At 64.7% G+C, this 25,828-nt stretch carries 28 protein-coding genes; 11 read left to right on the forward strand and 17 right to left on the reverse strand.

Features of this window, described 5'->3' with window-relative positions; genetic code table 11:
• Positions 1-16 precede the first annotated feature (16 nt).
• Both ACXAJV_RS05045 and ACXAJV_RS05050 read right to left on the reverse strand, forming a co-directional pair.
• On the reverse strand, positions 17-1,219 hold the full coding sequence (locus tag ACXAJV_RS05045) for a DUF418 domain-containing protein (protein WP_475082629.1): 1,203 nt from the start codon (positions 1,217-1,219) through the stop codon (positions 17-19).
• A 95-nt stretch (positions 1,220-1,314) separates the two neighbouring features.
• The gene (locus ACXAJV_RS05050; protein ID WP_475082631.1) at positions 1,315-2,304 is read right to left on the reverse strand and encodes a calcium/sodium antiporter; all 990 of its coding nucleotides are present in this window, start codon (positions 2,302-2,304) and stop codon (positions 1,315-1,317) included.
• 183 nt (positions 2,305-2,487) lie between these two features.
• Between ACXAJV_RS05050 and ACXAJV_RS05055 the strand changes: the two genes are divergently transcribed.
• The 6 genes from ACXAJV_RS05055 to ACXAJV_RS05080 all read left to right on the forward strand — a co-directional run bounded on the left by ACXAJV_RS05055 (position 2,488) and on the right by ACXAJV_RS05080 (position 8,334).
• Positions 2,488-2,958: an NUDIX domain-containing protein gene (locus tag ACXAJV_RS05055; RefSeq protein WP_475082633.1), complete on the forward strand. Its 471-nt coding sequence runs from the start codon at positions 2,488-2,490 to the stop codon at positions 2,956-2,958.
• 221 nt (positions 2,959-3,179) lie between these two features.
• Positions 3,180-5,507, forward strand: a complete 2,328-nt coding sequence (locus ACXAJV_RS05060; RefSeq protein WP_475082635.1) for a sensor histidine kinase — start codon at positions 3,180-3,182, stop codon at positions 5,505-5,507.
• Positions 5,508-5,544: 37 nt separating this feature from the next.
• Complete coding sequence (locus tag ACXAJV_RS05065; RefSeq protein WP_475082637.1) at positions 5,545-6,516, forward strand: sensor histidine kinase; 972 nt, start codon at positions 5,545-5,547, stop codon at positions 6,514-6,516.
• Positions 6,517-6,534: 18 nt separating this feature from the next.
• Positions 6,535-7,017 (forward strand): response regulator, encoded by a 483-nt coding sequence (locus tag ACXAJV_RS05070; RefSeq protein ID WP_475082639.1) that lies wholly within the window; start codon positions 6,535-6,537, stop codon positions 7,015-7,017.
• 98 nt (positions 7,018-7,115) lie between these two features.
• The gene (locus ACXAJV_RS05075) at positions 7,116-7,763 is read left to right on the forward strand and encodes a hypothetical protein (RefSeq protein ID WP_475082641.1); all 648 of its coding nucleotides are present in this window, start codon (positions 7,116-7,118) and stop codon (positions 7,761-7,763) included.
• A gap of 88 nt (positions 7,764-7,851) precedes the next feature.
• Positions 7,852-8,334, forward strand: coding sequence for a hypothetical protein (locus tag ACXAJV_RS05080; RefSeq protein WP_475082642.1), 483 nt, complete (start codon positions 7,852-7,854; stop codon positions 8,332-8,334).
• A 6-nt stretch (positions 8,335-8,340) separates the two neighbouring features.
• Here the strand turns inward: ACXAJV_RS05080 and ACXAJV_RS05085 are convergent, their stop codons facing one another.
• Positions 8,341-9,351 (reverse strand): alpha/beta hydrolase, encoded by a 1,011-nt coding sequence (locus ACXAJV_RS05085; protein WP_475082645.1) that lies wholly within the window; start codon positions 9,349-9,351, stop codon positions 8,341-8,343.
• 92 nt (positions 9,352-9,443) lie between these two features.
• Between ACXAJV_RS05085 and ACXAJV_RS05090 the strand changes: the two genes are divergently transcribed.
• A complete protein-coding gene (locus ACXAJV_RS05090; RefSeq protein ID WP_475082647.1) occupies positions 9,444-9,998 on the forward strand; it encodes a phosphoribosyltransferase in 555 nt (184 codons plus the stop codon).
• A 3-nt stretch (positions 9,999-10,001) separates the two neighbouring features.
• Here ACXAJV_RS05090 and ACXAJV_RS05095 read toward each other — a convergent pair whose 3' ends face one another.
• The 9 genes from ACXAJV_RS05095 to ACXAJV_RS05135 form a co-directional block, all read right to left on the reverse strand.
• Positions 10,002-10,277, reverse strand: coding sequence for a type II toxin-antitoxin system RelE/ParE family toxin (locus tag ACXAJV_RS05095; protein WP_475082648.1), 276 nt, complete (start codon positions 10,275-10,277; stop codon positions 10,002-10,004).
• Complete coding sequence (locus ACXAJV_RS05100) at positions 10,274-10,519, reverse strand: CopG family ribbon-helix-helix protein (RefSeq protein ID WP_475082650.1); 246 nt, start codon at positions 10,517-10,519, stop codon at positions 10,274-10,276. Before ACXAJV_RS05100 ends, ACXAJV_RS05095 begins: the two co-directional genes overlap by 4 nt.
• Positions 10,520-10,595: 76 nt before the next feature.
• Positions 10,596-10,988: a VOC family protein gene (locus ACXAJV_RS05105; protein WP_475082652.1), complete on the reverse strand. Its 393-nt coding sequence runs from the start codon at positions 10,986-10,988 to the stop codon at positions 10,596-10,598.
• 14 nt (positions 10,989-11,002) lie between these two features.
• Positions 11,003-11,851: a carboxylating nicotinate-nucleotide diphosphorylase gene (nadC, locus tag ACXAJV_RS05110; protein ID WP_475082655.1), complete on the reverse strand. Its 849-nt coding sequence runs from the start codon at positions 11,849-11,851 to the stop codon at positions 11,003-11,005.
• A gap of 6 nt (positions 11,852-11,857) precedes the next feature.
• Complete coding sequence (locus ACXAJV_RS05115; protein ID WP_475082658.1) at positions 11,858-13,384, reverse strand: L-aspartate oxidase; 1,527 nt, start codon at positions 13,382-13,384, stop codon at positions 11,858-11,860.
• A gap of 10 nt (positions 13,385-13,394) precedes the next feature.
• On the reverse strand, positions 13,395-14,534 hold the full coding sequence (gene nadA / locus ACXAJV_RS05120; protein WP_475082660.1) for a quinolinate synthase NadA: 1,140 nt from the start codon (positions 14,532-14,534) through the stop codon (positions 13,395-13,397).
• Positions 14,535-14,689: 155 nt separating this feature from the next.
• On the reverse strand, positions 14,690-15,013 hold the full coding sequence (locus ACXAJV_RS05125) for a hypothetical protein (RefSeq protein ID WP_475082662.1): 324 nt from the start codon (positions 15,011-15,013) through the stop codon (positions 14,690-14,692).
• Between the two features lie 79 nt (positions 15,014-15,092).
• The gene (locus ACXAJV_RS05130) at positions 15,093-16,064 is read right to left on the reverse strand and encodes an NUDIX hydrolase (protein WP_475082664.1); all 972 of its coding nucleotides are present in this window, start codon (positions 16,062-16,064) and stop codon (positions 15,093-15,095) included.
• On the reverse strand, positions 16,064-16,684 hold the full coding sequence (locus tag ACXAJV_RS05135) for an HD domain-containing protein (RefSeq protein WP_475082667.1): 621 nt from the start codon (positions 16,682-16,684) through the stop codon (positions 16,064-16,066). Before ACXAJV_RS05135 ends, ACXAJV_RS05130 begins: the two co-directional genes overlap by 1 nt.
• 190 nt (positions 16,685-16,874) lie before the next feature.
• On the opposite strand from ACXAJV_RS05135, the gene ACXAJV_RS05140 reads away from it, so the two are divergent.
• From ACXAJV_RS05140 to ACXAJV_RS05150, 3 genes are all read left to right on the forward strand, one after another.
• Entirely contained in the window at positions 16,875-18,758 is a 1,884-nt protein-coding gene (locus ACXAJV_RS05140) for a CocE/NonD family hydrolase (RefSeq protein ID WP_475082669.1), read from the forward strand.
• A 135-nt stretch (positions 18,759-18,893) separates the two neighbouring features.
• Positions 18,894-19,268: a hypothetical protein gene (locus tag ACXAJV_RS05145; RefSeq protein WP_475082671.1), complete on the forward strand. Its 375-nt coding sequence runs from the start codon at positions 18,894-18,896 to the stop codon at positions 19,266-19,268.
• A gap of 135 nt (positions 19,269-19,403) precedes the next feature.
• On the forward strand, positions 19,404-19,562 hold the full coding sequence (locus tag ACXAJV_RS05150; RefSeq protein ID WP_475082673.1) for a hypothetical protein: 159 nt from the start codon (positions 19,404-19,406) through the stop codon (positions 19,560-19,562).
• Between the two features lie 171 nt (positions 19,563-19,733).
• Here ACXAJV_RS05150 and ACXAJV_RS05155 read toward each other — a convergent pair whose 3' ends face one another.
• From ACXAJV_RS05155 to ACXAJV_RS05165, 3 genes are read right to left on the reverse strand one after another with little or no spacing between them, the layout of a single operon-like run.
• Positions 19,734-20,783 carry an acyltransferase family protein gene (locus ACXAJV_RS05155; protein ID WP_475082676.1) on the reverse strand — a complete coding sequence of 350 codons (1,050 nt, stop codon included), beginning with the start codon at positions 20,781-20,783 and terminating at the stop codon, positions 19,734-19,736.
• A 14-nt stretch (positions 20,784-20,797) separates the two neighbouring features.
• Positions 20,798-21,817 carry a TolB family protein gene (locus ACXAJV_RS05160; protein WP_475082678.1) on the reverse strand — a complete coding sequence of 340 codons (1,020 nt, stop codon included), beginning with the start codon at positions 21,815-21,817 and terminating at the stop codon, positions 20,798-20,800.
• Positions 21,817-22,932, reverse strand: a complete 1,116-nt coding sequence (locus ACXAJV_RS05165) for a beta-ketoacyl-ACP synthase III (protein ID WP_475082679.1) — start codon at positions 22,930-22,932, stop codon at positions 21,817-21,819. Before ACXAJV_RS05165 ends, ACXAJV_RS05160 begins: the two co-directional genes overlap by 1 nt.
• Positions 22,933-23,172: 240 nt before the next feature.
• Here ACXAJV_RS05165 and ACXAJV_RS05170 point away from each other — a divergent pair, with 240 nt between their 5' ends.
• Positions 23,173-24,384 carry an ammonium transporter gene (locus tag ACXAJV_RS05170; RefSeq protein ID WP_475082682.1) on the forward strand — a complete coding sequence of 404 codons (1,212 nt, stop codon included), beginning with the start codon at positions 23,173-23,175 and terminating at the stop codon, positions 24,382-24,384.
• A gap of 191 nt (positions 24,385-24,575) precedes the next feature.
• On the opposite strand, the gene ACXAJV_RS05175 is transcribed toward ACXAJV_RS05170, so the two are convergent.
• Both ACXAJV_RS05175 and ACXAJV_RS05180 read right to left on the reverse strand, forming a co-directional pair.
• Positions 24,576-25,127, reverse strand: coding sequence for a peroxiredoxin family protein (locus tag ACXAJV_RS05175; RefSeq protein WP_475082685.1), 552 nt, complete (start codon positions 25,125-25,127; stop codon positions 24,576-24,578).
• A 58-nt stretch (positions 25,128-25,185) separates the two neighbouring features.
• On the reverse strand, positions 25,186-25,731 hold the full coding sequence (locus tag ACXAJV_RS05180; protein WP_475082688.1) for a carboxymuconolactone decarboxylase family protein: 546 nt from the start codon (positions 25,729-25,731) through the stop codon (positions 25,186-25,188).
• Between the last annotated feature and the right edge of the window lie 97 nt (positions 25,732-25,828).

Raw genomic sequence — 25,828 nt, forward strand, 5'->3', positions numbered from 1 at the left:
TGCAGCGCCCCGAAGTCTACCCGGCGGCAGGCTCGCGTCGCTTCAGCATCGGCTGGGCCTGCTTGTAGGTCAGCGAGCGCCAGACCCATTCCAGCGGGCCGAAGCGGAAGACCGACAGCCAGAGCGGCGACCAGATCAGCTGCACCGCCCAGACGACGAGTACCAGCTTGGCCTGGTCGACCCGTTCGACCGTGCCGAACAGGCCGAGACCCGGTGTCCCCACGAAGATGAAGCTCATAATCAGTGTCTGGGTAAGGTAATTGGTAAAGGCCATCCGCCCGGCCGCCGCGAAGGGCGCAAGCAGGAGCTTGAAGACGCCAATCTTGGCCAACAGCATGACCGCCGAAGCATAGCCGAATGCATGGACGAGGCTGCCGAAATAGGCGAAGGCATTGCCGTCGGCCGCAGCCTGGGTCGAGAATTCGCCATTGATCATCGCGATGGTGCCGGTGTGCGACAGAAAGATCCCGAGCGGCAGGGTGATGGCTGTCAGAACGGCGTAGCGGACCAATGACCAGTTCGCCGACAGGAAACCCGTTCTGAAGAGAACCATGCCGATGAACATCAGGCCAAGTGTGCGGGCGCCCAGCAGGATCATTCCGAAAACCTGCCCCATCAGCCCCATGCCGGCATTCCAGGGCAGACGGTCGATCCAGCCGGCCTGGTAGGCCGCAGTCATGCTCTCGATCAAGCCCGAGAGCATCTCTTCTTCTTGCGCGGCTGTGTCCGGCGTCGCGAAGAGAGCGCCCAGATAGGTGCCGCCAACCATGAAGAATGCGCTGACCAGGATCAGGACAATACCCCAGATCACCAACGGGACCGTGCCCACGCGCCGCGCTTTCACCGCCAGCATGCCAATGAGCGCGTAGGTGACAAGAATGTCGCCCCACCACAGCAGGTAGGCGTGGATCGCGCCGATCAACAGCAGCCAGAGCATGCGCGGATAGTGGCGTCCGGTATCCTCGCTCTCACCGACCATCATCATGATGCCGGCGCCGAACAGCGTGGAGAAGATCGTGATGAATTTCAGATGGAAAAACGTGTGCGCAAGGGCCCACACAGTCAGGTTCTCGCCGGTCAGATCCATCTGCATCGTCGGATCGTCATAGGCGAAAGGCGTCATCGCGAAGCCCTGCACATTCATCATCAGAATGCCCAGGACCGCGACGCCGCGTAGCGCGTCGATACTGATCAGACGCTCGGTGTTCGGTGAAGCCATGTGTCCCCCCTCGGATTTATAGCCGCCGGCGGGAGGCTACGATGTTGCGGGACAAATGTCTGCGGGACTTTCGTCCGGATTGTCCCCTGCAGCGATCAGCTGCCCAGTGCAGACCGGGCCAGCACGACCATATAGCCAATGTAGGCGATGAAAAGCAGGAGGCCGAACAGGCGGCTGATCGGCTGGCGCGCCAGGATGATGGCAGCAATCGCGACGCTCGCGCCGATCATCACCCACAGATCCAGTGCGAAGAAGCCGTCCGGAACCGGCAGAGTCTTGCCCGCTGCCGACGCTGCGAGACCGGTGGCGCCACCAACCGCGAAGACGTTGAAAATGTTCGAGCCGAGCACATTGCCGATCGCCATGTCCGCCTGGCGCCGCATCGAGGCCATAATGACGGTCGCGAGTTCGGGCAGGGAGGTGCCGAAGGCGACGGCGGTCAGGCCGATCAGAGCTTCGTCGACATTCAAGGCGAGGGCCGCTTCGGTGCCGCCCGTCACGATCATCTGCGCGCCGACGGGCAGTGCGACCAGGCCGACAAGAACAGCGGCCACGCTGCGACCCATACTGCTGGGCAGGCCTTCCATGTGCTCGAGATCGGTCAGTTCAGCGAGAGACGGGTCGTCGCTCTTCTTGCCGGCCAGAAAGCCCATGAGGCTGATATAGCCGATGATCAGGGCGAACAGGACGGCACTTTCGACCGTGTCGATCGTGCGATCCCAGCTAACCGCGACCAAGGCGAGGGCGGCCAGGAGTGCGATGATCGCATTGCGTCGGACGCCGGGCGTGGTGGTTGGAATCGCGCCGAAAATTGCCGGCAGGCCGAGAATCAGGAGGAAGTTCGCGGTGTTGGAGCCGACTATATTGCCCAGGGCAAGGCCGGGTACGTCTTCCAGGGCGGATTGCACCGAAACCACCAGTTCGGGCGCAGATGTCCCGAAAGCAATGATGGTGAGGCCGACGAGGAGCGGCGGCAGCCGCCAGATCCGGGCCAAGCCGGCACTGCCCCGGACCAGAAGGTCCCCGCCGAACAAAAGAACGACGATCCCGCCCAGGATCAGGGCGATGAACAAGGGTGCAGCCATGCCGGAAACCTCTGGAAGCGCGGACTAGTCGAGGCGGCGGTATTCGATAAGGTTGAGCAGTCCGAAAATTGCCGCGACGCCGAGGATGGCAACAAGAGCGTACATGATCATTTTCCCGAAAATGGCAGTCAGATGCCCCGTACATAGCGTGACGAACAGGCGGTGGCTAGCGGTGGAAGCGGCATGAGCTGGCGCGCGCGCATCGAGCCGGCAGTACGCCCGATCTTGCAGTCCTGGTGGCGTCTGTCGCGGGGAACCACGCTTGGGGTCCGTGCTATTGTCACGGACGGTGAGGGGCGCGTTGCACTCGTCCGCCATACCTATGTTCATGGCTGGTATCTGCCAGGCGGCGGGGTGGAGCGGGGCGAGCCAGTTCGCGAGGCCCTGCGCCGTGAACTCGCCGAGGAAGCGGGCGTGGATATGACCGGACCAGCCGATCTGCTTGGTATCTTCAGCAATCACGCGAGCTTTCGCGGCGACCATGTCGTGCTGTACTCGGTTCGAAACTGGCGGGCCTGCCCGACAGATCATGCCGGGGAGATCGAGGCAGTGGACTGGTTCCATCCTGACGCCCTGCCGGATGGCACGTCGCCGGCAACGCTGCGCAGGATTCGTGAATACGCGGGAAGCGCCAATCCTCCGGATGAGTGGTGAGAAAAGGTGCGGTGTACCGGCCCGGTCCGGAGCAAAGCGAGGGTTGTTGCCCGGTCCGGACCGGCACACCGCGGGGCGCACGCTGACGACATTAGGGGCGTGGCGGTGAACCCGGGCTGACCGGGGCGGGCCAATTTGTGCCATGAGTTTGGCGGTCTTACGCGACAAGCGCCACAAAATCGCTAACATGGACTTCGGGCGTTCAGGCGGGGTCGATTCGAATGACCGCAGATGCGGACGAAGATACCTATCTCCGTAACGAACCGGAGCAGGCTGTGGCGCGGTCTGCCTTGCAGCGCCTTGCCGACATTGACGGTTGGGTCGGCCAGGTCCTGCCCGGGCTTGTCGCTGTATGCTTCATAGTCGTTGTTGCGCTTGCCGTGATGGCGGGCGAGGGCGCGTTGATGGCGTCTGCCCGCTCGACCAACCTGTCCGCGCTGCAGACCGTATTGCGCAACACGATCCAGCGTTTTGAGGACTGGGCCCAGGATCGCGAGAACGATGTCCGTATCTGGGCGGAAAACGAGGTCGTCGTTGAAGCCCTGGGGGAACTGTCGCGTGCGCCCGTCCGGTCCGAGCTGGAGCGGTCGCCCGCCCAGGCCCGCCTGCGCGAGACGCTGGGACCCTGGCTCACCGAATATGGCTATCGCGGTTATCTGCTGATCTCGCCCAATGGTACGACGCTGTCCTCCATGCGCGACAGCGCGCTGGCGCAGCCGGCGCTGGTCCTAGACCTTCTGCCCGGGGATCGTTTCCAGCGCAGCGGCGCAGTGCTGACGCGCCCGCATATCGTCGACCTGGCCCTGCCGTCTCCGGACATGGAAGGCGCGCCGATCGACGAGGAAATCCTGATGTATTCGGTCGCGCCGATCCGGGATGGCGGCGAGGTGGTGGGCTATCTGGCCCTGCGGGTCGATCCGCTGGCCGAGTATTCAGCCACCTTCCGCGTGGGACGTACCGGCGTGTCCGGCGAGACTTACGCAATCGACCGGACCGGCCGGCTCCTGACCGAAACCCGTTACAGCGAGGAATTCATCGAGGCCGGACTGCTGGCCGAAGGCCATCCCTCCATGTTGCATCTGGAAGTGCGCGATCCCGGGGTCAATGTCTCCCGTGGCGCGATCCCGTCCCGCCCCTACGCGGAATGGCCCCTGACCCAGGCCGCACGGAGTGTCACCACCGAAGGGCGCGGTTATAATCTGCGCGGTTATCGTGATGCGCGCGGCGTTCTCGTCATGGGCGCCTGGGTCTGGGATGACAGGCGAGATGTCGGCATTGTTACCGAGATCGAGGTCATCGATGCGCTGGCAGGCGCCAACCAGGCCCGCGCCGTGCTGCGGGTCTTTGCCGTGGCGATGGCCCTGTCTTTCATCCTGCTGGCTGTCCTGTTCAGCGCGCACAGGACGATCACCCGGCGCCGGGCGCTGGCGACGGCCGCGGCAAACCAGCGCCTTTCGCAGATCCTGATGACCGCAGCCGAGGGCATTTACGGCATCGACGGCCAGGGTGTGCTGACCTTTATCAACCCGCGGGCCTGCCAGATGCTGGGTTATGAAGAGAGCGAGCTGATCGGCCGGGATATCCATGCGGTGATCCACCACTCTCGCCGCGATGGGTCGCTTTATCCGCGCGAGGAATGCCCGCTTCATCATCCTGGTACCACCGGCGAGACGGTGGATGGCGATGTGTTCTGGACCAAGAGCGGACAACCCATCCCGATCGAATCGGCGAGCTCGCCGCTCGATCCGTCAGACCCGGCCATGGGCGCGGTTATCACCTTCCGCGATATCACCAATCGCAAGCGCGACGAGCTGGCCCTGCGCCGTTACGCTCAGGAGCTGAAACGGTCGAACTCCGAGCTGCAGGAATTTGCCTATGCCGCCTCGCACGACCTGCAGGAGCCCCTACGCAAGATCCAGGCGTTCGGCGAACGGCTGAACAACAAGTGCTATGATGCGCTGGACGATACCGGCCGGCACTATCTGGAGCGCATGGTCGATGCGGCAACGCGGATGCGTCGGCTGATCGACGATCTGCTGAGTTATTCACGGGTCAATTCGAAGACCACCTCCTTCCTGCCGGTCGAGCTGGCGACCGTGCTGGCGGATGTCTTGTCCGATCTGGAGCCCCGGATTGCGGCAGAAGACGCCAGGATCCGCGTCGGCGAGCTGCCGGCTATCGAGGCCGACCCGGGCCAGATGCACCAGCTCTTCCTCAACCTGATCGCCAATTCGCTGAAGTTCCGCCGCCCTGGTGTTCAGCCTGCCATCTCCATCGAGGGCAGTGTCGAGGTTGGCGAGAACGGGGCGATGGCGCGCATCGCGGTCGCCGACAATGGTGTCGGCTTCGAACCGCGCCATGCCGAGCGAATTTTCGGCATGTTCGAACGTCTGCACGGCCGGGATGAGTTCGATGGAACCGGTGTCGGTCTGGCGACCTGCCGCAAGATTGCCGAACGCCATGCCGGCGAGCTGACGGCCTGGGGCGAACCGGATGCGGGCGCGGTCTTCACCCTGTTGCTGCCTGTGCGCCAGGGCAGTGTTACCTGACGGGAGGCGCGGGGCGGGCGCGCCCCGTGACATGCTCATGAACCATCCGGACCCGGACAAGGCAGGGCTGCAGCAACGTATCGTGCCTGTGCTGGCGGCGATCTGTCTTCTGCTGGCCGCCGGTGCGGGCTTGCCACTGGCCCGGGCAAACCCGGCTGCGCTGATAATTGTGCTGTCACTGGTCGCTCTGCTGCTGGCGCTGGTTGTTATCAGCTGGCGGCAGGCAGACCGGGTCTTGACCCGGCAGCGCTCGGACCGTGCCCGGATCGCGCGGCTGGAGTCGGAAAAGGCGGATCTGGAGGTTTTCGTCAACGCGGCGACCCACGACCTGCACGAACCCCTGCGCAAGATCCAGGTTTTCGGTGCCCGCCTGCGCGACCAGCTGGGCCTCCTGCCCGATCCTGCGCTTGCGCAGCCACTGGACCGGATGACCGCCGCGGCCGGGCGCATGCGCGATCTGCTCGATGCGCTGCTGGTGCATATCCGGGTGCGCGACGACCGGACGGCTATCACGTCTGTCGACCTGGATGCAGTTCTGGCCGGGATTCTTGACGATCATGCGTCCGGGATCCAGGCGGCGAAAGCAGAAATCGAGTGCGGCCAGCTGGGATCAGTCGAGGCTGACGCGAGCCAGATGCGGACACTTTTGGAAAATCTTATCGACAATGCCTTGAAATACCGGCGTTTGGACGCGAGTGTGAATATTCTTATTTCCAGTCAGGCCGACGGGGGCGAGGCAGGCGGGCGCGTGACGATCGAGATCAGCGATAACGGGATCGGTTTCGAACCGCGCCATGCCGAGCGCATATTCGGCCTGTTCGAGCGTCTGCATTCGCGCGACGCCTATCCGGGGGCAGGTGTAGGGCTTGCCACAAGCCGCAAGATTGCCGAACGTCATGGCGGGTCGCTTTCCGCCCGTGGAGAACCCGGTTCGGGCGCTTGCTTCACCTTGATCTTGCCCCGCCGACAGGCGAACCTATCACCCGACCCGGCCCGCAGGGCCGACTAATTCGACGAGGCTTTCATCATGAGCCAGGACAACCGGCTTTTCACCATTCTCATGGTCGACGACGATCCGGATGATCGTCTCCTCTTCAAGGAAGCCTGCGAGGAAGTGCGCCTGCGCAATCCTCTGGAATTCCTCGAGAACGGCGAACAGCTTGTCGATTATCTCAAGCGCCGTGGTGCCTATGCGAACCTTGGGGGCACGCCTTATCCGGGAATTATCCTCCTGGACCTCAACATGCCGCTCAAGGACGGGCGTGAGGCGCTGGAAGAGATCAAGAATGACAGCGAACTGCGGCATATCCCGATTATCGTCCTGACCACGTCGAAGGATGAGGACGATATCCTGTCCAGCTACGGGCTGGGGGCCTCTTCCTATATCGTCAAGCCGATCTCGCTCGACCGGCTGATGCGGGTGGTGAACTCGATTGGTGAATACTGGGTGCAGATTGTCGAGATGCCTTCGGCGGAACGTTCGGCCGAGGGTCTGGACGACGAGGAATAGCGCCGCCCCGGCGAATCGCCTTTCGCGCGAGTAGTCGCGACTTCGACGTAATTATTGTCTAGTGTCCCTCTTCGCGGCCGTCGGGGGAGGGGAGTTCCATGCTGTTTGCACGTCTGTCCAAGATTTCGGCGACGCTGTTCGTGTCCATGCTGATGGCCATGGCCATGCTCGCCCTGCTCTGGTTCTACCTGCCCGAATGGCTGGGCTGGGTGCAGGATGGCGCCGATCTGGTCGAGGACGGGGTGTCCTCCATCCCCATCCCCGAGCAGTACAACAATCTCGTGCGCATCTATGCCAGTGACGACAAGATCGTCCTGCTGATCTTCACGGTCATCGCGCGCTTCATCCTGGCGATCTTCGGGACCGCTTTCACCGCCACCACGCGGGCCGCCAAAATCCGTGTGGCCGAGCCGCCTTTCATCAGCCGCATCTCCTCGATGATCGCCACGCTCTTCCTGTCCTTCGTCGTGGCCATCTTGATGCTGGCCTTCATCGCACTGACCATGGAACATGTGCTGCATTCCATGCTCGATATGGCGGACTGGGTGGAAGATCAGCTCGCGCACCTGCCGCTGGCTGGCCGCTGGCGCTCCGGCGTGCGGTTTGCCGTGTCGGACGACAAGATTCTGCTGCTCTTCTTCACCATCATAGCCCGTGTGCTGATCGCTCTCGTGGCGACCGGCTTCACGGCTGTCTGGCATTCGATGACGGGTGGCAAGACCGAGACGATCAAGGTTCCGGCCTAGCTCGTTCCGGTGCCGGGTGCGCCGGCTAAATGCGGTTGTCACCTTGCCGGGGCAAGCTAAAGGCCGTGTCTCTTGCTCCGGGGGGGTCATGTTCGTTCGTGTCGTGTGTCTTGCTGCCATGCTGGCGGCTTGCGGGATGGCCTTCGCCGACGGAGCAATCAGTGCGCTGGAGGCGGTTCGCCGGTCGATCGAACGGCCGCACACACCGCTCGAGGCCCAGTGGATCGAGATGGACGTGTGTGGAGCCGGCGAAGACGGCGCGCATGGTTTTCTCAACTCGGTTCGCGACTATCGCAGCCGTGACTCCCTGAATGTCGAGCTGTTGCCCGCTGTCCGGGCTCGACTGGAGCTGCGGCTCGGGGGCGACCCGATTGCCGTGCTGCGCGGCCAGCGGATCGCTGTCTTCGGGCCGGTCCGGCAGGTACAGATCAACCTCTACGATGGCGGCGTGCCGACAGGGCGCTACTATTTCCAGACCCAGATGCGGCTGGCCTCCGCCAATCATCTCGAGGTGTTGACCACGGACACCGGCGAGCCGCTTTCCGCACGGTGCGGAGCGCTCATCGTCTGATGCTCCTTATGCGCTGAGGCGTTCGGCGAGGAAGGGCAGGGACCGGTCCATGCGGTAGTCGATCGAGGAGTGGTTGTCCGGGAACTCCTCATAGATATGGTCGATGCCGCGGGCGGCGAGCGCCTTGTTCATGCGGCGGGCGCCATAGACGAGATTGTACTGGTCGACATCGCCGCAATCGATGAACAAGCCCTTGAGGGATTTCAGCCCCTCCGCATGGTCCTCCAGCATTTCCAGCGGATCCCACTTCATCCACTCGGCCCAACGCTCGGGAATGCGTTCGCAGGTGTCGGTTGTCACCGGCAGGCGGATGCCCAGGAAGGCGTCGGGGTCGGGGTCGTAGGTCGCGCCCATGGCCAGGATCATCATCGCGTGCAGGTCGTCGCCATTGACCTTGTCCGAGGTTTCGAAGGCCTCGACGAAATCCTGGATATTCCCGCCATGCTTGGCGAGGCGCCGCAGGGTGAAGGCAAAGTCGGCGGCGAACATCAGATCGAATCCCATATCGCCGGAATGGCAGGCCGCGGCCGACCAGAAGCCGGGATGCAGCAGGGCATGGACCATGGCGCCATACCCGCCGGAGCTCTTGCCGAACACGCCGCGCCGGCCCTCACCGCCGCAGCCGAAGGTTCGCTCGATGAACGGCACGGCCTCCTGCAGCAGGAAATCGTCCCAATTCCCCATCGCTGCCGAGTTGACGTACTGATTGCCGCCCAGGCGCGTGAAACAGTCCGGGAAGGCGATGACGCAGGGCTTCATCTCGCCGTCATCGATCAACCGCTGGGCACGGCTGGGGGCGCTCTCCCCGAAGCTCTTCCAGTTGGTGTGCGCCGGGCCGCCACCGGTGAAGCCGACCAGGTCGACGAGGAGGGGCAGGCCCGCCGGATCGTGGCCGTGCGGGATGTAGACATCAATCCGCCGGGTCAGGTCCTCGCCGAGCATGTTGTTGGCAATCGCCTCGCTCTTAACGAAATGCGTGGTGACCGTTCCGGCGGGCAGGTGACGTTCTCGGCGCATGGCTTTCCCCATTGGCTTGCGCGGCCAGACTAGAGTGCATGTGCGCGCGGGCAAGTGCTTGAGATGCAGCGCGAAGCGGGTGATCCTTCTGCATGGTCCAGAACAAGCGATACATCTCCGCGGACGGGCTGCTGGTCGACAGTATCCGGCTGGCGCGCCAGATTCACGATGCCGGCTTCCGGCCGACCCATATCGTCGCCGTCTGGCGGGGCGGGGCGCCGGTCGGGATCGCGGTGCAGGAGTATCTCGAATACCGGGGTCTGGAGACCCAGCATATCGCTGTTCGCACAGCCTCCTATACCGGGATCGACGAGCAGGCGCCGGTCGTGCGCGTGTTCGGCGAGGGCTATCTGGTCGACACGCTGAATGCGGAGGACCGGCTGCTCATCGTCGACGACGTTTTCGACAGCGGCCGCTCGATCGAGGCCCTTCAGCGTGTGTTGCAGGAGAAGTGCCGCCGCAATTATCCCGGCGAGGTGAAGGTCGCTACCGTCTTCTACAAGCCGGCCCGGAACCGCACCGGCGGCATGCCGGACTTCTTCGTCGAGGAGACCGATGACTGGCTGGTCTTCCCGCACGAGATCTGCGGGCTCAGCGAGGACGATATCCGCGCCAAGGGCGCAGCCGGCGCTGCGGTGCTGGACTAGCGGTCAGGGCCAGTCGCGGGCACCGTGAAGGACGCGCAGGATCTCGACGTTATCCGCCTTCTGCCGATAGACGATGAGATAGGCCGTTCCCGGCAGGGCCAGTTCCCGCGTTGATGCGACGCGCCCGGAGCGGCCCATCGACGGGTAAGTGCCCAGCATACCGACGGCTTTGAATATGTGATCGCGAAGACGGGCGGCGGCGTCGATATTGTCGGCGGAAATCCGGGTGAAAATGGCAACCAGGTCGTCCTTCGCGCGGACGGACCAAGCGATTGTCATGCCTTGCGCGCCGCCTCGATCAATGTGTCGATCTCGGCGACGACCTGGTCGTGCGGCACCGTCTTGCCGTCATCGGCATTGCGGATGCCGTCCCTGATGGCTTCAACCATCCAGTCCTGCTGATCGAAATATTGTTGCAGGGCTTCCTTGACGACCCAGTTGCGGGACCGGTCCTGAGCCTTGGCCAGGGTGTCGAGCTTGTCGATGGCGGCATCGTCGATGCGGATCGATATATTTTTCATAATCCCGGCTTTGTAATCACATTTGATGAAGTGTATCACGTCGCCGGAACCCGCAAAAGACGTGTTCCCGCCGCCCCTATTTCACCCGGTAGAGGGCGCAGAGCTTGTTGCCGTCGGGGTCGCGGACATAGGCCAGGTGCATCGGTCCCATACTGGTTTCGCGCAGGCCCGGTGCGTCCTCGATCGAGGTGCCGCCATGGGCGATGCCGGCATCGTGGAAAGCCTTCACCTGTTCCGCTGACGTACACTTGAAGCCGATCGTGCCGCCATTGGCGCCGCAGGCCGTTTCGCCATTGATCGGCTCGGAAATGCCGAATGTGTTGCCGTCATGCCGGTAGAAATAGCGCACATGTCCCGTCGGCGCTTCATTGCGCAGGGCCTCGCCGGCACCCAGCGTGCCCAGGACTGCGTCGTAGAAGGTTTTCGAGCGCTCGATGTCGCTGGCGCCGACCATGATGTGATTGAACATGTGTTGCTCTCCCCTCAGGCCTCGTCCAGGCCGATATCGAAATTGGGCGCCGAATGGGTCAGCGCGCCGACCGAGATTACATCGACACCGGTCTGCGCGATATCGCGCACCGTATCGAGATTGACCCCGCCGGACGCTTCCAGCGTGACCTTGCCGCTGGCGGCGGCTACGGCGGCGCGCAGATCGTCGAGCGGGAAATTGTCCAGCAGCACGCTTTCGGCGCCGGCGCCGATGGCGGTGTCGAGCTGGTCGAGCCGGTCGATCTCCACGGCGACGCGGGTCATGTGGCCGGCATGGTCGCGCGCGGCCTTCACGGCCTCGGCCACCCCGCCACAGACAGCGACATGATTGTCCTTGATCAGGATGGCGTCATCCAGGCCGTAGCGGTGCAGCGCGCCGCCGCCGGCCTGGACGGCCTGGAGTTCGAACGCGCGGAAGCCCGGCGTGGTCTTGCGGGTGTGGGCGATGCGGGCCTTGGTCCCGGCGACGGCGTCGACATAGCGGCGGGTGAAGGTGGCGATGCCGCTCATCCGGCCCAGAAAGTTCAGGGCAATCCGCTCGGCCGAGAGCAGGGCGCGGGCCTGACCGTTGACGGCGGCGAGCACCTCGCCGGCCTTCACGCTGTCGCCGTCGCGCACCTGGACATTCACCAGCGCATCCGGATCCATCTGCCAGATCGCTTCCACGGCCGGCTGCAGGCCGCAGATCACACCGGCGTCGCGGGCAACGAAATAGAATTTTGCCTCCTGGATTTCCGGGATGCAGGCCAGCGAGGTCACATCGCCACGGCCGCCCTGGTCTTCGGCGAAAGCACGGGTGACGGCGTCGGTGACGACAAAGCGGGGCAGGGGGGAAACGGGCATGGCGTCCTATTCGGCGGGTTCGCGGTAGCGGGCCGGAATTTCGGTGCGGGCGGCAAGGTCGGCCAGGGTCATCCGGGTATGCTGTGCCACGGTGTCCGTGGCGGGGCAATCGGTGCGGAAATGGCCGCCCCGGCTTTCATTCCGGTTGAGGGCGCCGGTGACGATGAAGCGTGCCGCAAGCAATGCATCCGCGTCACCATGTGTGCGCACAAGACCATCAATGAGGTCATATAGCTGCACCATAGCGCCACCATTCCGCTCCACACCGCAGGCCCGGCTCATGGCGGCGCGGAGTGCCGCAAGTGCGTCGGCGGGCAGCTCGGGCGGAAGATCCGGCGCTGGCGCGACAGCGCCGCCGCTGGACTTGCGTTCCGGCAAAATTCTGGCCACCCGCGCCGCACTCACCAGACCCTCGGCCAGCGAGTTGGAGGCGAGACGGTTGGCGCCGTGCAGGCCGCTCGAGGCGCATTCGCCGATGGCATAGAGGCCGGGGATGCTGGTTGCTCCGTCGATATCGGTCATCACGCCACCCATATGATAATGGGCTGTGGGGGCGACGGGGATAAGTTCGCGGCGCGGATCGATACCGGCCTGCATGCAAGCCGCGAAAACGGCAGGGAATTCTTCCGGGAAAGCCTCGCCGATCGCGGTGCGGCAATCGAGGAAAGCGCCCTTGCCGGAGAGGTTCTGCCGGTGCACCGCCCGGGCGACGACATCGCGCGGGGCGAGTTCGGCATCGGCGTGGACGGCTTTCATGAAGCGGTGGCCCGTGCGGTCGACCAGGGTCGCGCCTTCCCCGCGCAGGGCTTCGGTGCACAGGGGGGCCGGATCGAGGCCGGCATTGAGGGCAGTCGGGTGAAACTGGACGAATTCGGGGTCCTGGATCACCGCGCCCAGGCGTGCGGCCATTGCCATGGCCTGGCCCTGGGCACCGGCCGGTGTGGTGGTGAGTGCAAACAGGCCGCCCGCCCCGCCCATGGCGAGGATGGTGGCGCCGGCTTCGATCGCTTCGGTTTGCCCGTCCGGTAAGCGGGCCAGCGCGCCCGTACAGCCCGCAGCATCGCCCAGCAGCGCGGCGGCTTTCCAGCCATTGCGGATCTCGATGTGCGGCGCCCGGCGCACGGCGTCGATCAGGGTGGCCATGATTGCGGCCCCGGCGCCGTCGCCCTTCACCCGGGCGACCCGGTGGCGGGCATGGGCGGCTTCGCGGGAGAGCGACCAGGTCTCGCCCCGGCGCTCGAAAGGCGCGCCCAGGGCGGCAAGCTCGCGGACTTCCTGTGCGGCACCTTCGGCCAGCGCCCGCGCCGCATCCTGATCGACCAGTCCGGCACCGGCGGTGATCGTGTCGGCGGTATGCAGGGCGGCGCTGTCATCATCGGCCAGCGCGGCCGCGACCCCGCCCTGGGCCCAGCCGGAGGCTGCGCCGTCACCCAGCGGTGCGCCGGTCAGCAACAGGACCGGACGCGGCGCCAGTTTCAACGCCGCCCACAGCCCGGCAATACCGGCACCGCAGATGAGGACGGGACGGGTCATGGCCGTCCTCCTAGATCGAGACCAGGTCCACGGGCTTTTCCTGTTTGGCCGGGTCGAAGCTGGCGGGCTTGTCGGGCTTGGGCAGGTCGAGCATGGCCTGGACGGAGCGGCGGGCGCCGTCGATCACATCGTCGGGCACGGTCACTTCATGCTGTTCCAGACGCAGGCAGTCATAGATGTTTTCCAGCGTGATCCGCTTCATGTGCGGACACAGATTGCACGGCCGGATGAACTGCACCTCGGGCACTTCGACGGCGACATTGTCGCTCATCGAGCACTCGGTCAGCAGCACGGCCTTCTTCGCCCCGGAAGTGCGGGCATAGTCGGCCATGGCAGCGGTGGAGCCGGCATAGTCGGCGGCCTGGACGACCTCGAGCGGGCTTTCCGGGTGGGTGATGATGAGCACGCCGGGATGGGCGTCGCGCAGGTCCTGAACGTCCTGCGCAGTGAACTTCTCGTGCACTTCGCAGCTGCCGGCCCAGGTGAGAATGCGCACATCGGTCTGGGCGGCGACATTCTTGGCGAGATACTGGTCGGGCAGCAGGATCACCGTGTCGGCGCCCAGGCTCTCGACGACTTGTACGGCGTTGGAGGAGGTGCAGCAGATATCGCACTCGGCCTTCACATCGGCCGAGGTGTTCACATAGGTGACGACGGGCACGCCGGGATAGGCAGCCTTGATACGGCGCACATCCTCGCCGGTGATCGAGGAGGCGAGCGAGCAGCCGGCGCGGGTGTCCGGGATCAGCACTTTCTTCTCCGGCGCGAGCACTTTGGCGGTCTCGGCCATGAAGTGGACGCCGGCCTGGACGATGATGTCGGCCTCGCTCTCGGCGGCCATGCGGGCCAGCGCCAGGCTGTCGCCCATCAGATCGCCGACGCAGTGGAAAATGTCGGCGGTCATGTAGTTGTGGGCGAGAATGACGGCGTTCTTTTCCGCCTTCAGCTGGTTGATGGCGTGGATCAGCGGTGCCTTGGCCGGCCACTCCATCGGGGTGATGATGTCCTTCACCTTCTCGTAGAGATGGTCCGTCGCGGCCTTGACCCCGTCCGTATACGCCAGTTCCGGCCGGGACTGTTCAAACCCTTCAGGCGTGCCGTCCCAGTTCAATCGATCCATTCTCTCCTCCCTTTTGCTCAATATGAGCAATATTGGGGCCCGAAATTGGGCGGCTGTTTTGAGGTGCCGCCCTTATGCTCGAAATGAGCTTTAACGTGATCCGTATATATGCTCACCCTGAGCACAGTGCAAGGTGCAGGCGTGCGACGCGATCTCCCGCGATGCGATTTTCGAAATGAAGGTGATCAGTGCGCGGCGCTGGGACGCAGGCCGGAGAGCCAGGCACCGCTCCCCAATGATGCCAGCCCAAGCGCGAGGGCCAAGGCCGGCGCCAAGGGAATACCATTGACCATCAGCACTTCCACCGCGGCAACGCCAAAGGCAGCGGGAACCAGAATCTGGATTTGCGCCAGTCCCGTGCGCGGCATGATCCCGATAATGGCAGCGACAATGAGGATAACCGGAATGGCGGGCAGGTAGAACTCTGCAGCAATCAGGCGCAAGGCAAGCGCAACAGTGGCGCAGATTGCTAATGCCAGCAATGCATTACTGATCGCTGTCCCGCTCATAGCTACCCCCCTCAAGGTACTCGAACTATCGTCAATCGCCTGCATTGTAAGCCTGAACAACTCTCAGCTGCAACTCTAATTACCCGTCACGCAATCTGGGAATGGCCAGACCCAGAGAGGGCAGACCCGCCAGCGCTTCACGGCGGTAGCGGAAAAGCTCGGCCGGACGGCCGCCCGTGCGGCTTTCCATCCGGCCCGTCCCCTCGACGAATCCCGTACGGTCCAGCGCGCGGCGGAAGTTCTGCTTGTGGAGCCGGTATCCTGCAATAGCCTCGACCACCTGTTGCAATGCCGACAGTGTGAACAGGTCGGGCATCAGCTCGAAGACGATGGGACGGTATTTGATCTTGCCGCGCAGGCGCGAGATGGCCGTCGCCAGGATGCGCCGGTGGTCAGAGGCCATCGAGAGGCCGAAGGCCGGGCATTGCGAGGGGTTTTCAACCTGGCCGTCGCGCGCGGCCTCGGCGACGAGGCCGGCTTCATAGAGCAGCTCGTAGCGGTCGAGCACGCGTTCCTCGTTCCAGCCCCCGCCGCCAACCCCGAAGACGGTCTTCAGCCGGTCATGACGCGAGGCACGGCGGCCGGGCACGCCGGCTTCGTCGGCCCAGGCTGACAGGCGCGGAATAATCTCGGTATCGATCAGGGCCGGCTTGCCCTCGCGCCAGTCTTCCCAGGGGAAGAAGTCGTACCAGCCCCGCCAGCGTCCGCCGCCATCGGGCGGCGTGCTCTTGTCGGGGGTCAGCGCGAGATAGCCGATCGACACGATGCGGGCGTCCCCCGAGCCGGACATCGCGGCGACCGGGGCTTCGCGGCCACGATCTCCGAAGGTGTAGAGCTGTTCCACATAGCCCAGCTGGAAGTGGGCCTGTTCGGCCACCCAGCGGCGCAGGCCGATCTCGAACGTGCGGTGCCGGGCTGGATCGAAGGGACCGAAGGGCAGGGCGACCCCGCCGCCCTCCTGCGGCACGATCAGAAGCTGCGGTGTGTCGCCGTCGACCGAGAGGATCACCGCGTTGAGGCCGACGGAGATGGACTGGCCGGCCGGCTGCATCAGCGCTGCCCTTCGAACTGGTCCAGCACGGTCTCGAAGCGGTCGAGGAAGAGCACCTGGGCTTGTTTTACCGATTTCGGCACGATCTCGATTTCCAGCCCGGCCGGCGGCCGGCCGAAGAATTTCACCGACTCGTCATGGCTGAAGCCGGCGATCTGGGTCGCCTCGAAATAGGCGCAGATCACATCGGCCCGCTTGATCTTGCGCTTGGCTTCCTTGGGCAGTTTCGGCGGCAGGCCGAAACGCAGATGGATTGCCGCTTCCAGCCGGTCCTCGAACTCGCGATAGTTCACGCCCAGCGCGGCCTTGAACGGGCTGATCATGTCGCCGATCACGTATTCGGAGGCATCGTGCAGCAGCGCGGCGAGGCGCCATTTCTGCTCGAGATCCGGATAGAGGTGGTCGAGAATGTCGAGCACGACGACCGAGTGTTCGGCGACGGAAAAGGCATGATCGCCATGGGTCTGCCCGTTCCAGCGCGCCACCCGGGCCAGCCCGTGGGCGATGTCCTCGATCTCCACATCGAAGGGTGAGGGATCGAGCAGGTCGAGCCGGCGGCCGGAAATCATGCGCTGCCAGGCGCGCGGTGCAACGGCTTTCTTGCGGGCGGCAGCAGGCATGCGGGTCGGACCTCCGGTTTGGCGGAGAGCGGAGATAGCATTGATGCTGCCATCACTCCACTCTGCGCACTGTCAGCCCGGGTCTTGCGCTGTAGGGAACACCGCGCCGGCCTGCCTTGCACCGCGCGGTCATGGGGTTCACTCTGCGCCGACCAGAACGGTTCGTGAGACCGGAACTCCGGGGGAAAAGATGCGACTGATTTCGACACTTGTGGCCGTGGCTGTTTTGACGGCGCCGGCCCTGGCCCAGGACTATTCCAACTATTCCGAGGATGCGCTGCGCGCCGAGCTGGCGCGGATGGCGACGGCCGAGACGAAAGTCCTCGTGCCGATGCGCGACGGAATCGGCCTGTCGACGGATATCTACCGCCCGCGCGAGGCTGATGAGGACGTGCCGGTGATCTTCTGGCGCACCCCCTACAATTTCAACACCCTGTCCGGCAGCCGCCTGCGCATGGCGGTGGAAGCGGTCAATCGCGGCTATGCCTTCGTGATCCAGAATGAGCGCGGCCGGTATTTCTCCGAAGGCGAGTTCGAGATCCTCGGCTATCCGCGCACCGACGGTTATGACGCGCTCGACTGGCTGGCCGCGCAGGACTGGTCGAACGGACGGGTTGGCACCTGGGGCTGTTCCTCCTCGGCGGAATGGCAGCTGGCGCTGGCGGCGATGGACCACCCGGCCCATGTCGCGATGGTGCCGATGGCGTCCGGCGCCGGCATCGGCCGGGTCGGCGAATTTCACGAACAGGGCAATTGGTACACAGGCGGTGCCGAGCGGAACCTCTTCTATCCCTGGCTCTACACTGTCGACAATCCGCTGCGCGCCCAGATCCCGGCCGGGCTCGATGCGGCGACCCGCAGCCGCATCGCGCAGTATAACGACCTGTCGACCGACAAGCCGGAAGTCGACTGGGCGACACAGATCGCGCATCTGCCCGTGTCGGAGATCATGAGTTCGATGGGCGAGCCGCCGGCGACCTTCGACGAATTCATCACCCGCACCCCGGCCTCGCAGGGCTGGTATGAGGGCGGGCTCTATCACGACAATGAGGACTGGGGCGTGCCCGCGCTCTGGTTCAATTCCTGGTATGACGTGTCGATCGGCCCGAACATGGCGCTTTACAACCATGTCCGCGAGAACGCCTCAGACCGCGCCGTGCGCGACAACCAGTATGTCGTCGCCGGCCCCAATGTGCACTGCAACTTCTTCAATTACGGCCCCGATACCGTCGTCGGCGAACGCAATATCGGCGATACCAGCTTCGACACGACGGGGCTGATCTTCGCCTGGTTCGACCGCTGGCTGAAGGGCGAGCGCAATGCCTGGGACCGCGATACGCCGCGCGTGCAGTACTACGCGATGGGCGCGAATGAATGGCGCGGCGCCGATGCTTGGCCGCCGGCCGCGGCCGAGCCGGTGCGGCTCTATCTGCATTCCGGCGGAGACGCGAACAGCCGCTATGGCGACGGGCGGCTGAGCTTCGAGGCGCCGGGCGGCGAGCAGCCCGCCGATACCTATGTCTATGATCCCATGGTGCCCGTGCGGACCATTGGCGGCGGCGATTGCTGTAATGGGGGCATCGTGCATCCCGGCGCGCGCGACCAGCGGCCGGTCCAGGTGCGCGACGACGTACTGGTCTATACGTCCGACGTGCTGACCGAGCCGCTGGATGTGACCGGCTTCATCGATGCCGTGCTGTATGTCTCCTCGGACGCGCCGGATACCGACTTCGCCGTCAAGCTGGTCGATGTCGCCCCGGACGGCACGGCCTATATCGTCGACGACACCATGCTGCGGGCCCGCTATCGCAATGGCTATGACACGCCGGAAATGATGGAAGAGGGCGAGGTCTACGAACTGGATTTCACGCCGATGACGTCGAGCATCGTCTTTCAGCCGGGCCATCGCATCCAGGTGGAGATCACCTCGTCCAACTTCCCGAAATTCGTGCGCAATCTGAATACGGGCGGCAATAATTACGACGAGAGCGAGGGCCGTGTGGCGACGAATTCGGTGCACCATTCGTCCGAGCGGGCCTCCTATATCGAACTGCCGGTCGTGCGCTCGCGATAGGGACGTGAATGTGCGTCCTGCCCCATCAAGGGGCAGGACGGGCGCGTGCGTGAGATCGCCGCATCCTTGCGGAACGGATTGACCCGCCCGCGAAATGGGAGTGCGATAATCGCCGATCTGAAACAGGAGGCCGAGATGGGTCTGACACGTGTGGTGATGCGGCTGGGCCGCAATCCGGATGCCGGCTATCCCGATGGTGACGATGCGCACGGCTATGTCGTGGTCGCACCGCTGGACGGCGCCGGCCGGCTCGATCTCGACTTGTGGCGGGCCAACAAGGAAAAATGCACCGTCGACCGCTTCTCACCCGATCCGGACGACAAGGCCGATGGCTGGCTCTCCCATCGCGGTTCGCACTGGTTTTTCCGCTATGACGAGGAGGATGAGGGGCCGGACGAGCCGGTCTTCCGCCTCGGCGACCACACGATGCGCGTCGGCGATTATCTCACCATCCACGAAGCCGATGGCGACGACCTGACCTACCGCATCACCGAGGCCACGGCCGTTTAGGCTATATCTTGTGTTTCGAGGGGCAGATAACACTTGATCGTGTGTATTCTGCGTGCTAATGTCCGAAATCCAGACTAAGAGGTCTGTATCGAAAGCCCGCCCCTCCGGCGGGCTTTCTTCGTTTGAGGATGCCCCATGGACGATCTGTCGTGTTGGATGCGCCTCTTGCCGTGGTTGGCCGGGCTGGCCAGGATACTGTTTCCGGGATCGAGGCCCCGCACCGAGGAGACGCGTTTGCGCGTCCGCTCCGGTGACTTCGAGCTCGACTTCCACACCCGCAAGACGCGCGACTGACACGTTCCTTTCGAACTGAATAGCCGGTTCGAAAAGCGAAAGGGTTTGGCCCCGTACTGCGAATAACACGCATTCGCAGTACGGGGTTTGTGGCTCAACCAGCAAGCGGGGCAGGTGTTTTGGGGGCGTCTTACTCGGGGCCCCGGGGGGCAGGAGCGGGGTCGGATACTTTCAATCGCCGGCCCTGTCGCGGGGCGGCGGTGCATACCGGTCGATCAGCCGCCGGCCGGCTTTCAGGAGAGGCATCTCGACGGCGATATGGGTCAGCCAGCCCAGGGTGATGCAGGCGGCCAGGGCGACGAGATAGAAGAGCGGGCTCCACAGGCTGTCGGGCAGCAGGCGTGCCAGGGCGCTGATCGCCAGGAGATGGCCCAGATAGATCGCATAGGACCAGTCGCCGATGCGCGCGGCGAGGGCGGGCAGGTGCGGTTTCCAGGCCAGCCAGGCTGCCGTGATGCCGATGGCGAAGGGAGCAAAGACCGGCACGCGTACGGTGGCCGCGTTGATGGCCTCCAGCCCACCGCCATGGGTCCAGATCAGCCCGCCAATCATCCCGGCCAGCGCGACCACCGTCAGCGGCCAGCGCCGTGCCGGCAGCCGGTCGCGCAGCACAGAGAGCGCAATGCCGGACAGGAAGAGCAGGTTGAACGGGCTGAAGGCGACGGTGAGCCAGGGCGAGACATCGCGCGGCATCAGGAAGACCGCGGCAATCGTTGCCGCCGCCCACAGCGCGGCTGCCCGCACTCGCCAGGCGGTCGGCAGGGCCAGCGCCAATCCGAACAGGGCATAGAAGTAGAGCTCGTGCGTCAGCGTCCAGCCGACCAGCAGGATCGGCAGGTCATGATGCGGGATCAGGGTCAGCGAGGCGATGAGGTCGAGCTCGGCAACGGAGCGGGTCAGGCTGTCGCCGAAGACGAGATAGCCCGCCAGCGTCAGCCCGGTGAAGATCCAGTAGAGCGGGAAGATCCGGTTCAGCCGCTTGAGGAAATAGCGCACATCCAGCCCGCGATGGTCGCGGTAGAGATGGTGGATGATGAAGCCGGACAGGACGAAGAAGACGTCCACACCGGCAAAACCGAAATAGGCGCTTTGGCCGAGTAGCGGTGCGGTGAAGAAACGCGCATCGGCCTGGTGGATATGGGCAAGCACGACCAGCAGGACCGCGACCATGCGCAGGTGCTGGATCTCGACGATGGTCGTGTGCCGCCCGTGTTCCTGCATGATCGCGGCGCCGGCTATTCGCCGGCCGGATCGTTCGCGACGAGGGCGATATGGCGGCGGTCCGGGCTGACGGCGAGGCGGGTGACGCCGTTGATGTCGTGCACGGCCAGATCGGCGACCGCGTGCCAGGGGGTGTCCAGCGTGCGCGTCATCAACACATTCTCGTCAACCGCAAAGAAACCGTTCGAGCCGTCCGGCAGGGTGAAGACGGCATAGTCCTGGGTCTCGCCGGGCAGATCGAAACGGTGCTCCGGCGCCGCGCCGTCGAAGCCGGTCTCGTAGACGGCAAAACCGCCATCCTCGCGCGGCAGGGTGAAGTAGACGCTGTCATGGTCCGGCGCGGCATAGAGGGCCCGGCCGATGTTTTCGGCGACAGTGACAATCTCCGTATCCTCGAACCGGCCGAAGACTTTCAGCGTGAAGCCCTCGTCCAGGCTGAACACGGCCAGCCGGGTCATGTCGGCATTGAAGGCGTAATAGCCGTTCGGGCCGACGCCGGAGGCCGAGCGGGCATTGCCGCCATCCGGTGCGTCCAGCCAGACCTCGCCGCCATACCCGCCGGGCGCCTGGTAGATGTAGGAGAGGGCGCCGCCGGCCGGGGTCGGCCGCGGCGAGTATTCCCCGGCATCGGGCGTGTCGGTGATCTGCGTACGTACCGAACAGTCCAGGCTGCAGCGCCAGATATCGGTGTGCTCGCTGTCGCCCGAGGTGAAGTAGAAGCCGGTACCGTCTTCGGTGAAGGCGGGCTGGTTGTCATAGCCGTGCCGCGCGGTGGCATTGGTCAGCGTGCCGATGGCCGGGATATTGCCGACCCAGCTGAGCGGCGCGATGTAGATGTCGACACCCGGCAGGCCGGCGGTTTCGGCCTCGTCCTCGGCGTCCGCCTGGGCGGTGTCCTCTGCGGCCTGTTGCGGGGCGGCGGTATCTTCCATGGCGTCCGGACCGTCGGCGGCTTCCGGTTCGGGCGCGGGGTCGGAACAGGCAGCGATCAGGCTCAGGCCGGCCAGTGCGGCCAGGGTGTGTATCGGGCGCATCAGCGTTTCCTCACGGCAGCCGCGCCGACACCGTAACCGGCACCAAAGGCGCACATCACGCCGGTCTCGCCGGCTTTCATATCGTCGGAATTCATCTGGAAATTCATCACGACGGAGGAGGAGGACGTATTGCCGTACTCGGTCAGGATGGCCGGTGCATTCTCCTCGGTCCGGTCGCGGCCGAGAATGCGTTTGGCGATCATGTCGACCATGCGGATATTGGCCTGGTGCAGCCAGGTGCGGCGCACATCCTCCGGTGCCAGGCCGATATCCTCCATCAGGGTGCGCGCCACGGTGGGCGCGAAGCCGACCACATCCTTGAAGACGCGGTGGCCGTCCTGGTCGAGATGCGGCTCATAATCCGGGTCGACCTGGCGTTCGGCGATGTTGATAAAGCCGAAATCCGAGCGCAGCGCCGAGGACCACTTGTTCTGGGCATGGGTGCCCAGCACGTCCCAGCCGCCCGGGCGGCCGTCATCGGCCTCGACGATCATCGCCGCCGAAGCGTCGCCGAAGATGAAGTGCACCTCGCGGCGCGAGTGCACATTGATGCAGGTCATCAGCTCCGGCGAACAGATCAGCAGGCGTTTCGCCTGGCCCGAGCGGATCATGCCATTGGCGATGTGCAGCCCGTAGAGCGCCGAGGCGCAGGCCATGGTCAGGTCGAAGGAGAAACCGTCCGAGCCGATAATGTTCTGGATCTCGCAGGAAAGGCCCGGGAAATTGCGTTGCTGGGCCGAGGAGGCGACGATGACGCCGTCAATGTCCGACCCGTCATAGCCGGCCGCTTCCAGCGCCGGCGTCACCGCCTTCATCGCGAACTCGGCCTGCACCGAGACATCCTCGATCGGGCGCGGCGGGATTTGCGGCACCATGCGGTCGATGTCCAGAATGCCGGACTTCTCGTAGACATGCCGGCGCTGGATGCCGGAGGCATTGACGATGAATTCGGTGCTGGACAGCGGGACAGGCTCGATCTCGCCAGCCGCAATGGCTGCGGCGTGTTCTGCGTTGAACCGCCCGGCATAGGCATTATAGCTCGCGACGAGCTCGTCATTGTCGATGACACTGGGCGGGGCCCAGTAACCGGTCGCCCGGATGACGCTGTCTGTCACGGTTCCCGACTCTTTCTTCCCGACTTTTCGCCAGCGTAAAGCATGCCCGCCCCCGATCAATCCATGCGCGCATTGCCGTGCCCGGGCCGCCGCCCGAAAAACGGGCAGACCTGCCCGATTGTGCAGCGCACCCGGCGCAAAACCGCGAATTTTCCGCAGCGACGTCGACACCCGGAAAATCCGGCGCCTAGCTTTTGGCCAGATAGCAAGAAGCAAACAAGCGCTCGCCGGAGGCCCCGCATGGACACTGGAAACAATGCCTGGATCCTGACCTCGACCGCCCTGGTCCTGTTCATGACCTTGCCGGGGCTGGCGCTTTTCTATGCCGGCATGGTGCGCCGCAAGAATGTGCTGTCCACGCTGATGCAGAGTGTGGGCGCGGCGGCCATCGTCACCGTGCTGTGGGCGCTGATCGCCTATTCGCTCGCCTTCTCGGACGGCGGCGCGCTGAACGCCTTTGTCGGCGGGCTGGGCCGGATCGGCATGGCGGGGATCGCCCCGGACACGATGTCCGGCGACCTGCCGGAAAACCTCTTCCTGATGTTCCAGCTGACCTTTGCCATCATCACCGTCGCGATCATCGCCGGTGCGGCGGTCGAGCGGATCAAATTCTCCGCCTTCATGGTGTTCTCGGCCGTCTGGGTCGTGCTGGTCTATGCGCCGATCTGCCACTGGGTGTGGGGGGGCGGCTTCCTGGGCGAGGCGGGCGTGCTCGACTTTGCCGGCGGCGCCGTGGTGCACATCAATGCCGGTGTGGCCGGTCTGGTGCTCGCGAAATTCGTCGGCCCGCGCCGGGGCTATCCCGGATCCAACCTGGCGCCGGACAATCTGGTGCTGACGGTTGCCGGCGCCGGCATTCTCTGGGTCGGCTGGTTCGGTTTCAACGGCGGGTCCGCGCTGGCGGCCGACGGCGCGGCGGCACATGCCCTGGTCACCACCCAGCTCGCCACCGCAACGGCCGTCCTGGTGTGGATGGGTCTGGAATGGATCCTGCGCGGCAAGGCCAGCGTGCTCGGTGCCGCTTCCGGTGCCGTGGCCGGCCTGGTCGCGATTACCCCGGCTGCCGGTTTCGTGCCGGCCTGGGCCGCATTCTTCGTCGGTGCCGGCGGGGCCTTTGCGGCCTATTGGGGCGTCACCGCCCTGAAGAAAACGCTGAAGATCGACGACGCACTCGACGCGTTCGGCCTGCACGGTGTGGGCGGTCTGGTCGGTGCCATTCTGACAGGCGTCTTTGCCAGCGAAGCCATCGGCGGCGCGCCGGGCGCCATCGAGGGCAATCTCCTGCAGATCTGGACCCAGACCTGGGGCGCCCTCGCCGCGGCCATGTATTGCGGCGCCGTCACCTTCGCCATCCTGTTTGTCCTGTCGAAGCTGATGACCCTGCGCGTCGACGAGGAATCCGAAGTCTCCGGCCTCGATACCAGCCTCCACGGCGAGTCCGTCGGCGGCTGATACCGGCTCATGGTTCGGCCGGTTGGGGGCCGGAAACGGGGGTGAGGGCTGTAAGGGGTTGCGGCGCTCGCCCCCGACCTGTTTTGAACCGTTTCGCGTCCAGGCCATGTCCTCCCCGGCCTCGAGACGTCAGACTGACCCGGTTCGCTGCGGCGGACCGGGTCTTTTTTTGGCCGCAGACCGGGACGGGGTCAGGGCGCAGGGCATCCCTCGGGCGTGCACGCCATTTCGGGATCGCTTGCGTCCGGCGCGGAGCCGGGATCGCCCTCGGCGAGGAGTACGCCGATCGCGGCGCCGAGTGCGAGATCGGTGACCGCACCGAAACTGTGCCGCCGGATGCGGCCCTGACGGTCGATCAATATCGTCGTCGGCGTGCCTTGCATGGCATAGGCGGCCATGGTGCGGGGCAGGCCGCCCCGCTCACCGGGCGCATCTCCGGGCGCATCCATCGCGACGGGAAAGGCGATCCGGTATTCGTGCAGGAAGGCGGCCAGTGCCTCGCGGCTACCCTGGGCCTGATGATGTTCGAACACGCTGTGCAGGCCGATCACGGTGACGCCGTGTGCGGTGAAATGCTCGGCAATGCGCCGGGCCTGCGGCAGGGAATGCGAGACACAGCCCGGACACAGCATCTGGAAGGCTTCCAGCAGCACGATCTGGCCGCGCAGGCCGGCCAGGCTCATCGGCTCCGCAGTGTTCAGCCAACCGGACACGGTGAGTTCGGGGGCGGGTTTGAGTTTCATCTCGGTATCCTCCGGATGGAGGCCCGCCGGCAGCAGCGCCGGCGGGCTATCCGTTTTATCAAGCGGCCTGGCGGGGTTTGACACGGGGGAAGTCGACCTCGACGCCGAACACGACATTCACATAATTGGTGAAGAGGTTGAGCGCGACATGGGCGACGATCTCGACGATTTCCTCATCGTCGAACCCGGCCTCACGCAGGCGCTCGACAGCACCGGCGCCGACATGGCCGCGTTGTTCGACAACGGCGAGCGCGAAGTCGAGGGCGGCCTGTGTGCGCGGATCGGCGGCCTTGCCGGTGCGGGCGGCCTCCATCGCGGCGGGTGTTTCGCCGGCCTTGGTACCCAGCACGGTATGAGCGGAGAGGCAGTATTCGCAGTCATTCCGGTTGGCGATCGCCACGGCGATCTTTTCGCCGAGGGCGGCATCGATGCGCCCGCCGCCCAGCGCCTGGAAGCTGCCGAGCATGGATTTCAGCGCGGCCGGAGAGTGGGCGACGGTGCCGAACATGTTGATGACGGCGCCGAACTGGCCCTTCACGGCGTCCATCAGCTGCTTGCGCTCGCCCGCCGCTTCGGCGTGCGGGAAGGGGGTGAGATGGGGCATTGGATGTCCTTTTGCTTAAAGGTATCGACTCGATACATTTAAAAGCTAGGGCGTGAATACGGGGTTTGCAAGACCTGTTTTGACTCGATACGTTCAG

The organism is Maricaulis sp. ABE4_448, from assembly GCF_056160825.1.